At 69.8% G+C, this 9,121-nt stretch carries 9 protein-coding genes and 1 pseudogene; 7 read left to right on the top strand and 3 right to left on the bottom strand.

Annotated elements, in window-relative coordinates; all coding sequences use genetic code 11:
* Nucleotides 1-161: 161 nt before the first annotated feature.
* Nucleotides 162-1,133: pseudogene (locus ACK5IN_RS06575) on the top strand (methyltransferase); the annotation flags it as partial.
* 40 nt (nt 1,134-1,173) lie between these two features.
* Complete coding sequence (locus ACK5IN_RS06580) at nt 1,174-2,601, top strand: CCA tRNA nucleotidyltransferase (protein WP_416895399.1); 1,428 nt, start codon at nt 1,174-1,176, stop codon at nt 2,599-2,601.
* A gap of 392 nt (nt 2,602-2,993) precedes the next feature.
* On the opposite strand, the gene ACK5IN_RS06585 is transcribed toward ACK5IN_RS06580, so the two are convergent.
* Nucleotides 2,994-3,854, bottom strand: a complete 861-nt coding sequence (locus tag ACK5IN_RS06585; protein WP_416895400.1) for a hypothetical protein — start codon at nt 3,852-3,854, stop codon at nt 2,994-2,996.
* Nucleotides 3,851-4,837 carry a hypothetical protein gene (locus ACK5IN_RS06590; protein ID WP_416895401.1) on the bottom strand — a complete coding sequence of 329 codons (987 nt, stop codon included), beginning with the start codon at nt 4,835-4,837 and terminating at the stop codon, nt 3,851-3,853. The genes ACK5IN_RS06585 and ACK5IN_RS06590 overlap by 4 nt, the downstream gene beginning before the upstream one ends.
* A 267-nt stretch (nt 4,838-5,104) precedes the next feature.
* On the opposite strand from ACK5IN_RS06590, the gene rpsF reads away from it, so the two are divergent.
* From rpsF to rplI, 4 genes are read left to right on the top strand one after another with little or no spacing between them, the layout of a single operon-like run.
* Nucleotides 5,105-5,467 carry a 30S ribosomal protein S6 gene (rpsF, locus tag ACK5IN_RS06595; RefSeq protein WP_416895407.1) on the top strand — a complete coding sequence of 121 codons (363 nt, stop codon included), beginning with the start codon at nt 5,105-5,107 and terminating at the stop codon, nt 5,465-5,467.
* Between the two features lie 4 nt (nt 5,468-5,471).
* Complete coding sequence (locus ACK5IN_RS06600) at nt 5,472-5,972, top strand: single-stranded DNA-binding protein (protein ID WP_416895402.1); 501 nt, start codon at nt 5,472-5,474, stop codon at nt 5,970-5,972.
* A gap of 22 nt (nt 5,973-5,994) precedes the next feature.
* On the top strand, nt 5,995-6,249 hold the full coding sequence (rpsR, locus tag ACK5IN_RS06605; protein WP_416895403.1) for a 30S ribosomal protein S18: 255 nt from the start codon (nt 5,995-5,997) through the stop codon (nt 6,247-6,249).
* Nucleotides 6,250-6,260: 11 nt separating this feature from the next.
* Nucleotides 6,261-6,713 carry a 50S ribosomal protein L9 gene (rplI, locus tag ACK5IN_RS06610; protein ID WP_416895404.1) on the top strand — a complete coding sequence of 151 codons (453 nt, stop codon included), beginning with the start codon at nt 6,261-6,263 and terminating at the stop codon, nt 6,711-6,713.
* 75 nt (nt 6,714-6,788) lie between these two features.
* On the opposite strand, the gene ACK5IN_RS06615 is transcribed toward rplI, so the two are convergent.
* Nucleotides 6,789-8,297, bottom strand: coding sequence for an aldehyde dehydrogenase family protein (locus ACK5IN_RS06615; protein WP_416895405.1), 1,509 nt, complete (start codon nt 8,295-8,297; stop codon nt 6,789-6,791).
* Nucleotides 8,298-8,725: 428 nt separating this feature from the next.
* Here ACK5IN_RS06615 and ACK5IN_RS06620 point away from each other — a divergent pair.
* Nucleotides 8,726-9,121: DnaB-like helicase N-terminal domain-containing protein (locus tag ACK5IN_RS06620; RefSeq protein ID WP_416895406.1), on the top strand; the 396-nt coding region annotated here is incomplete at its 3' end.

Here is a 9,121-nt window from a genome sequence, read left to right on the forward strand (position 1 = left end):
CTTCACCGCCCACCCCCGCAGCACCCACCCCGACACCGAAAACTCCTGTTCTGGCCGAGACAGGGTGTTCGGGGGCGACATCGTCCTGCGCTCACCAGATCAGGAGTTTTCGGAAAGGGCAATGGCAGGAAGGTCAAGGGCAGGAAGGGCAGTGGCAGGAGGTTGTTGCCACGGATGTGTCGCGGCGGGCGCTCGGGTTTGCACGACTGAATGCCATGCTCAACGGGGCGACCGGCATAGAGACCAGGGAGGGGAGCCTGTTCGAACCCGTCGCGGGCGAGCGGTTCGACCGGGTCGTGTCGAACCCGCCGTTCGTGATCACCCCGCGCGTCGAGGGCATACCCGCGTACGAGTACCGCGACGGCGGCATGGCCGGCGATGACCTGGTCGCCGCGTTCATCGGCAATGTCGGCGCCGTGCTCGAGCCGGGCGGGGTGGCGCAGCTGCTCGGCAACTGGGAGAGCCGCGATGCCCGCTCTGGGCTCGACCGGGTGCGTGAGTGGGTCGAAGGCTCACCTGTGCCCCTGGATGCCTGGGTGATCGAGCGTGAGAACCTCGACCCGCTCGCGTATGCCGAGCTGTGGGTGCGCGACGGCGGCACGGCGCCCGGCCGCGACGGATACGAAGAGCTGGTGGATGCCTGGCTCGACGACTTCGCCGACCGCGGCGTCGACGACATCGGGTTCGGATACGTGCTGCTGCGACGTGCGCCCTCGGGGGTGCCGACCCTCGCGCGGTACGAGCACTTGCCGCAGGCCGTCGATCAGGCGGGCCTCGGCGCGCACCTCGCCGATGCCCTGGCGGCCCACGATCGCCTGGAGACCCTGGACGACGGCGAGCTGGCGGCATCCACTCTTCTCGTCTCGCCCGACGTGACTGAGGCGCGCCACTTCACCCCCGGTGCGGAAGATCCGGCGGTCATCGAGCTGCGACAGGGCGGCGGGCTCGCGCGCGTGCTCTCGGTCGACCCGGCACTGGCCGCACTGGTCGGCGCATGCGACGGTGACCTGCCCGTCGGAGCGCTCATCGCCGCGATCGCACAGCTCATGGAGGTGGATGCCGCGGCCCTCCGTGCCGACCTGCTGTCGCGCGTGCGCGAGCTGGTGTTCGCCGGGTTCCTGCGGTTCGCGTGACGGATCGGGATGCCACGGCTCGCCCGATTAGGCTCGAACCATGCTGAACATGGCCGAGGGCGTCGCGCGCTTGGGCGCGCTCGCAGAATCCGCCCCGGTCGCGGTGCTCGCCGACGCGTTCACCGCCGCAGGGCACGAGCTGGCGATCGTCGGCGGGCCCGTGCGCGACGCGCTGCTCGGCCGGGACACGCACGATCTCGACTTCACCACCGACGCACGGCCCGGCGACATCCTGCGGATCGTGAAGCCCATCAGCACCGCTCACTGGGACATCGGTCGCGACTTCGGCACGATCGGCGCACGCGTGGCCGGGGATCAGGTCGAGATCACGACCTACCGCGCCGACAGCTACGACGGCGTGACCCGCAAGCCCACCGTCGAGTTCGGTGACACGCTCGACGGCGACCTGGCCCGCCGCGACTTCACCGTCAACGCGATGGCGCTGCGAGTGCCCTCGCGACAGCTGATCGATCCGGCCGGCGGCGTCGAAGACCTCGTGCGCGGGATGCTGCGCACCCCGGCCGACCCGCACGTGAGCTTCGGCGACGACCCGCTGCGCATGCTGCGCGCAGCACGCTTCAGCTCGCAGCTGGAGTTCGAGGTCGACCCGGCGACCGTCGCCGCGATAGGCGAGCTGCGCGACACACTGCGCATCGTCAGCGCCGAGCGTGTGCAGGCCGAGCTCGTGCGCCTGTTGCAGACCGACGCCCCGGGCCGTGGCATCCGTCTGCTCGTCGCCACGGGCCTCATGAGCGAGTTCCTTCCCGAGGTGCCCGCGCTGCGGCTGGAGGTCGACGAGCACCACCACCACAAGGATGTCTATGAGCACTCGTTGACCGTGCTGCGGCAGGCGATCGAGCTCGAGGGTTCGCGGCAGATGGATGATGCGCCTGACGTGCCGCTGCGGCTCGCCGCCCTGCTGCACGACATCGGCAAACCCGCCACGCGGCGGCTGGAACGCGGTGGGGCCGTGACGTTCCACCATCACGATGTGAAGGGCGCACGCATGGCGCGCAAGCGCCTGAAAGAGCTGCGGTTCGATACGCCGACGGTCGACAGCGTCACGAAGCTCATCGAGTTGCACCTGCGCTTCTTCGGCTATGCCGAGGGCGCCTGGACCGACTCGGCGGTACGGCGGTACGTGCGTGACGCCGGCGACGAGCTGGAGCGCCTGCACATCCTCACTCGCGCCGACGTCACCACCCGTAACAAGCGCAAGGCCGCGCGCCTGGCCGCCGCGTACGACGACATCGAGCACCGCATCGCCGAGCTCGCCGCGCAGGAAGAGCTCGACGCCATCCGCCCCGAGCTCGACGGCAACCGCATCCAGGAGATCCTGGGGCTCACGCCCGGGCGCGAGGTCGGTGAGGCCTACCGGTTCCTGCTCGACCTGCGCCTTGACGAGGGCGTGCTCGGCGAGCCCGAGGCCGAGCGCCGCCTGCGCACCTGGTGGGCCGCCCGCCCCTGAAGACTCCTGTTCTGGCTCCCCTCCCTTCACGGCAAAACTCCTGATCTGGCGTACGCAGGAAGATGGATGCCGCAGGCATCCTGTCTTCGCCAGAACAGGAGTTTTTGGCGAGAAGCGGGAAGGGGAAGTGCGGGGGAAGCTACGCGGTCAGCTCGGCGGCGAGCGCGGCATCCTGATTCTCCTTGAAGGTGACACAGCCCTTCGATCCGATGCCCACCGCGTGCCCGGCAGGTCGCACTTGTCGGCCACGGCCTGCGTCGCCTCTTCTGCAGCACCCGGATCACCAAGCGACCCCCAGATCAGGAGATCCGGTGGACGCAGGAGGATCACCGGGTGGAACGTCCTGCAGCAGCCAGAACTCCTGATCTGGGTGACGGGATGCCGGGGCTGAGTCAGCCGAACAGCATGCCGAGCATCGTGGCGAACACGCCGCCCTGCATGAGGAACCAGACCAGCACGAAGACGCCCACCACGACGATGGCGGCCCACGGCGCGCCCTTCTTCAAGCGCCGGCCCGCGGGGGCGACGCCCGGCGGCGGACGCAGCGCGACGGCTGGGGCCACGAACGGAGTGGATGCCTCGCCCGAGGCAGACGGCATCGGGGCCTCCGCGGCCGGCGGCGCCGCGGCATCCATCGTCAGTCGCTCGTCGCGCCACCTCGCCCACTGGTCGAACTTGTCGAGCAGGGCCGCCACGACCGAGAACAGCCAGGCCCAGGTCGCCGGGTCGAGAGTGGCGAACGGGCGCCTGGCGTAGAGGAAGAGCCAGTCGTCCACGATCTCGACGTCGACCGCTGCGGCGTTGTCGGACGCGGCCCGTTTGCGTCCGACCGAGAAGATCATGCCCGGCAGCGGCGGGTCGTCGTACCGGGGTTCGAAGGTCATGCCGTTGGCGCGGGCGAACCGGTCGAGGCGATACCACTGCACCGCAGACCCGCGGAACCGGCGCACGATGAAGACCACGACGGCCGCGAACACCCCGGCGATGGCGAGGATCGTTACCATGCCGACGAGCGATGCACCCGCGCCGCCCGAGGCCACCATCGCGACCACGCCGCTGACCAGTGTCACCGCGATGCTGACGAACACGAAGAGGAAGACGGCCGCGAACACGATCAGGAGGATGACGCTCGTGCCGAACGCTGACGGTGCCCGTCCGGATGCCCGCAGCTCGCGGCCGAAGGCGCGGGCCGCGGCCGGATCGACCGGGTCGGTGAGTGGGCGGGCGTCGAAGGCGGGCGCGGGGGTGCTCATCGGTTGATCGGGTCTCCGTCCCAGGTGAGGTCGGCGTCGGCGCGGATTACGCGGGCCTCGAGCCGCGGGTCGGTGCACAGGGCCCGCACGAGCTCGGGGGAACCGGCCGCGATCGTGGAGTCGAAGTCCACCTCGGTGACGAGCACCCAGACGCGGTCGTCGGGCCAGACGATGCTCGGCGACTGCGCGCTGGGCGGGAAGCCGTGCTCTTCTCCCTCACGGTCGCGCCACGGCACGTGCAGCACCCAGTCGGGGTCGGCGAACTCGGCGACCCCGCCGCGGAAGAGGATGTGCTCGCGGGCGGGCAGGGCGAGGCGCGGGCCCCGCGAGACGTCGTCGGGCAGGATGCCGGGCTGCCACACGGGTTTGCGGAACACGTTGTTGAAGCGATCCGGGATGCTGCGACCGAGCATCGCGTTGTGCCGGTCGGCGTCGGGGTCGTCGCTGAACGTCAGGAACGTGCGCGACGGCGTCTCGCCGAAGAACCCGACCAGTCCGCCCCACCCCTCCCACAGTGCCGCATACCCGGCGTCGGGTGTCGAGGTGTGCGCGGCCAGGTGTGCGGCGATCACGGCGACCAGGTCGGCTGGGAGCCCGCCCACGCAGGGCTCGCCATAGCGCCAGCCCGCGGCATCCCTCGGTCCATCCTCGCCCTGCACCTGCCGGTGCTTGTCGACCAGGTGATGCCACTGCGCCAGCTCGTGCATCGTCGTGCCGAAGCCGGCCGCGGCATCCGCCCAGCTCACGCGCTCGTGGGCGATCTCGGGGTTCGCGCCCTGGAAGGCGTCCCATTCGCGGTGGTGCGCGCCGTACGGCAGCGGCGGCCACGGCCGACCCACGGGCCGATCGCGGTCAGCAGGATGGAAGATGCGCGCGTAGGCGGCGAACCCGCGCGGGACCACGCTGTGCATGCTCGCCGCGAGGTGATCGTCGAGGCGCTCGCGCAGCCAGTCGCCGGCGGTCACATCGCTCGTCCACTGCATCCGCCCAGCCTATGGCGACCCTGTGACGGGCGCGGTGCGGGTGTTCACTTGCCGCGAAGTGCGGGTGAGTGATGCAGATTGCGGCAAGTGAAGCGTTGCGGATGGCCGTCGAGGTTCGGGGTTGGGCGCAGCATCCGCTAGACTGCTGTGGTTGTCCGCGCTCTGAGCGGACGACGTGCACACACCCTCCTGCTCTCGGGAAACGCCCGGGAGCCGTTCGAGTCCGAAGGAGGTGGGTTAGTGACGCACACGCACCAGTACGAGCTCATGGTGATCTTCAACCCCGAAGTCGATGAGCGCACCGTCGCCCCGACGCTGGAGAAGTTCTTCACCGTCATCACGAAGGACGGCGGCACCGTCGACAAGACCGACGTCTGGGGCCGTCGCCGCCTGGCGTACGAGATCCAGAAGAAGACCGAGGGCATCTACGCCGTCGTGAACTTCACCGGAACCAGCGACGCCACGCAGGAGCTCGACCGTCAGCTCAAGCTCGACGAGCGCATCATGCGCACGAAGGTCCTGCGCGCCGAAGAGGCCATCGCCCAGGTCGCCGCCGAGGCCAAGCGCTCGGAAGAGAAGGCCGCCCGTAAGGCTGCCCGCCCCGCCAAGGCCGTCACGCAGGACGCGTAGGACGATGGCCGGCGAGACGATCATCACCGTTGTGGGAAACCTCACGGCAGACCCCGAACTGCGGTACACGCAGAGCGGACTGCCCGTCGCGAACTTCACGATCGCGTCGACGCCGCGCACCTTCGATCGCCAGGCGAACGAGTGGAAGGACGGCGAAGCGCTGTTCCTCCGCGCGAGTGTGTGGCGCGACTTCGCCGAGCACGTGGCGGGCTCGCTGACCAAGGGCATGCGGGTCGTCGCGACCGGCCGCCTCAAGCAGCGCAGCTACCAGGACCGCGAGGGCAACAACCGCACGGCCATCGAGCTGGAGGTCGACGAGATCGGCCCGTCGCTGCGCTACGCGACCGCACAGGTCACGCGCGCCGCGTCCGGCGGCGGTGGCGGGCAGCGCCCGGTCGCCGACGAGCCGTGGTCGACCCCTGGGTCGCAGCAGGGCGGCAACACCGGCGGCGGTGCCGACGGGTGGAGCACTCCCGGCACCTACGGCGACGACACTCCCTTCTAGAACTCACAGGTAAAGGAACATCATGGCTGGAAAGTCGAGCGGCGACCGCCGCAAGCCGCGGAAGGGCCCGAAGAACGCAGCCCCCGCGAAGTCGATCCGTGTCGGCGTCATTGATTACAAGGACGTCGCCACGCTTCGCAAGTTCATCTCGGAGCGCGGCAAGATCCGTGCCCGTCGTATCACCGGTGTCTCGGTGCAGGAGCAGCGCCTGATCGCCAAGGCGATCAAGAACGCGCGCGAGATGGCGCTCCTGCCCTACGCCGGCGCCGGACGCTGAGGAGCACCGACATGGCAAAGCTGATTCTCACTCACGAGGTCGTCGGGCTCGGTAGCGCCGGTGACGTCATCGAGGTCAAGAACGGGTACGCCCGCAACTACCTCATCCCCCAGGGCTTCGCGGTGGCGTGGACCCGCGGCGGCGAGAAGCAGGTGGCATCCATCCGTGCCGCCCGCGACGCTCGCGCGATCCACGCCCACGAAGACGCCGTGGCCCTCAAGGACAAGCTGGAAGACGGGCGTGTGCGCCTCGAGGTCAACGCGGGCAAGGAGGGCCGGCTGTTCGGGTCGGTCAAGACCTCCGACGTGGTCGAGGCCGTGCAGGCCGCCGGCATCGGCGAGCTCGACAAGCGCAAGATCACCTTCCCGACCCCGATCAAGTCGGTCGGCGAGTACGAGGCCGTCGTTCGCCTGCGCGACGACGTGACCGCCGTGATCGCGCTGCTCGTGGTCGCCGCGAAGTAACCTCACGCGACAACGGAACGCCCCGGACCCACGAGGTCCGGGGCGTTCCGTTGTCCGGGGCACGTCAGGCTACGGTCAGCGCGCCGCGAGCTGCAACTCGCCGTCGACGCGACGGGGGACGTCGACCGGGCCGTCGCGCAGTTCGGCGGGCAGCACGTGGGCGGGAGCGTCCTGCCAGGCCAGCGGGCGCAAGAACCGGCGCATCGCGGTGACCCCGACCGACGTGTGCTGCGTGTTGGTGGCCGGCCACGGGCCGCCGTGGTGCATCCCCCACGACACCCGCACGCCGGTCGGGTAGCCGTTGTAGACGATGCGGCCGACGAGGTCGTGCACGCGCGCAGTGAACCGATCTATGGTCTCGGTCTCGTCGGGCTCGGCGTGCAGCGTCGCCGTCAGCGAGTCCGGGATCATGCCGAGAGCGGAATATACCTCGTCGAGCGACTCGTACCGCACCAGTACCAGGAGCGGTCCGAACGCCTCTTCGGCGACGGCGGGAGTGAGGGCGGCCGCAGCGATCTCCAGCACCGCCGGGGTGACGGTGAAGCCCTCGTCGCCGGGGCGGGCATCGAGCAGCACCCGGGCGCCGCCGTCGGCGACCAGCCGGTGCTGGATGCGGCCGAGTTCGTCGTGGATGCGGCTGTTGAGCAGTGCCTGCGGGGCGGCATCCCGGCCGCGCGCGACGATCCCGTCGACGATGCCGTCGGCCGATGCCGGCAGGAACGCGAGGCCGGGCTTGGTGCACAGTTGCCCCGCCGACCCGGTGAACGAGGTGAACAGGCCCGCCGCGATCTCGTCGCCGCGGGCGGCCGCGGCCGCCGGGGTGATCACGAGCGGGTTGAGGCTGGACAGCTCCCCGAAGAACGGGATGGGCCGTTCCCGTCGCTCGATGATGTCGAGCAGGATGCGCCCGGTCGACAGCGACCCGGTGAACCCAACGGCGGCGACCGTGGGGTCTGCCACCAGCGCGGCCCCGGCCCGCTGCCCGTACACGATGCCGATGAGCCCGTCCGGGGCGCCGTGGGCGCGCGCGGCGTGCTCCAGCGCGGCGTGGGAACGTTGTGACGTGAGCGGGTGCGAACTGTGCGCCTTGATCACGACGGCGTTGCCACCCGCGAGCGCGGAGGCGGTGTCGCCGCCGAGCGCGGAGAACGCGAACGGGAAGTTGCTGGAGCCGAACACGGCGACGGGACCGACCGGCACCAGCATCCGCCGCACATCGGGCCCGGGGCCCATGGGGGTGTCGTCGGCGTGGTCGATGATCGCTTCGAGGAACGCGCCGTCGTCGACGGCATCCGCGAAGAGGCGGAACTGGAACGCCGAACGGGTCAGCTCGCCGGTGAGCGGTGCCTCCGGCAGGCCGGTCTCGGCCATCGCCGTGGCGACGAGGCCGGCGCGGTCGGCGTCGAGGGCGTCGGCCAGGGCGCGCAGCAACCCGGCGCGCCACGACCGCGGCCGCGAGCGCACGGCACGGAGGGCCTCGTCGGCGGCGCGGGCGATCCCGGCGACGGCGCCGTCGTCGGTCGCGGTGATGCCGGTGTCAGCGGTGGCGCCGGTGCGCGGGTCGGTCGTGGTCAGCGTGGTCATGCGGTCTCTCCGATCAGGTCGCGGCGGGCGAGGTTCGCCATCCGTGCTCCGACGCCGAACGACCAGGGTTCCACGGTCTCACACCGGCGCGAATTCGGCCGATCCGGCAGGAATTCCCCCTTGCGTTGGAGGGGGTACTTGTGCACAGGCGGATGCCGATCGTAGAACCTTCAAGCGCGGCTTGAATCACATCTTTCCCCACAGGGTGGGGATACTTTATGACCTGATCAGTAGTGAATTTTGAGACCATATTGCCGACGCGTCGCGTAGTTCTCCACAGGTCTTGTACACAGCGGTAGCGGCGTTTCGCGCACGTTCTCCACATAGTTATCCACAGGGGAGTTTGCGGGTGTCGGAGCCCCTCCCTACCGTGTACTGCGGTCCTGAAATATCCCGATGAGGGGCCACAGCTGTGCGGAGGGCGTTGCATGTCGATCGCGGACATCTCGGAGGAGCGACTCGGCGGCCCCCGGACCCCGGAACGGACCCCGCCGCACGACATGCTCGCTGAGCAGAGCGCGCTGGGCGGCATGCTGCTGTCGGGCGATGCCGTCGCGGACGTGATCGAAACCCTGCGGGGCACGGATTTCTATGTCCCCAAGCATGAGCTGATCTTCGAAGCGATCCTCAACCTGTATTCGCACGGGGAGCCCACCGACGTCGTCGCCGTCACCGACGAGCTCATCAAGACGGGCGAGCTGCGGCGTGCCGGCGGTGCCGACTATCTGCACTCGCTGACGTCGATCGTGCCCACCGCGGCGAACGCGGCCTACTACGCGTCGATCGTCAATGAGCGCGCGCTGCTGCGCCGACTCGTAGAGGCC

The sequence above is a fragment of the Microbacterium sp. genome, assembly GCF_047971895.1.
GTDB lineage: Bacteria > Actinomycetota > Actinomycetes > Actinomycetales > Microbacteriaceae > Microbacterium.

Coding starts and splice junctions, on each gene's coding strand:
- rplI (WP_416895404.1), top strand. CDS start 6,261: ATGGCAAAGCTGATTCTCACTCACGAGGTCGTCGGGCTCGGTAGCGCC.
- ACK5IN_RS06590 (WP_416895401.1), bottom strand. CDS start 4,837: ATGCAGTGGACGAGCGATGTGACCGCCGGCGACTGGCTGCGCGAGCGC.
- rpsF (WP_416895407.1), top strand. CDS start 5,105: ATGGTGATCTTCAACCCCGAAGTCGATGAGCGCACCGTCGCCCCGACG.
- ACK5IN_RS06585 (WP_416895400.1), bottom strand. CDS start 3,854: ATGAGCACCCCCGCGCCCGCCTTCGACGCCCGCCCACTCACCGACCCG.
- rpsR (WP_416895403.1), top strand. CDS start 5,995: ATGGCTGGAAAGTCGAGCGGCGACCGCCGCAAGCCGCGGAAGGGCCCG.
- ACK5IN_RS06580 (WP_416895399.1), top strand. CDS start 1,174: ATGCTGAACATGGCCGAGGGCGTCGCGCGCTTGGGCGCGCTCGCAGAA.
- ACK5IN_RS06615 (WP_416895405.1), bottom strand. CDS start 8,297: ATGACCACGCTGACCACGACCGACCCGCGCACCGGCGCCACCGCTGAC.
- ACK5IN_RS06600 (WP_416895402.1), top strand. CDS start 5,472: ATGGCCGGCGAGACGATCATCACCGTTGTGGGAAACCTCACGGCAGAC.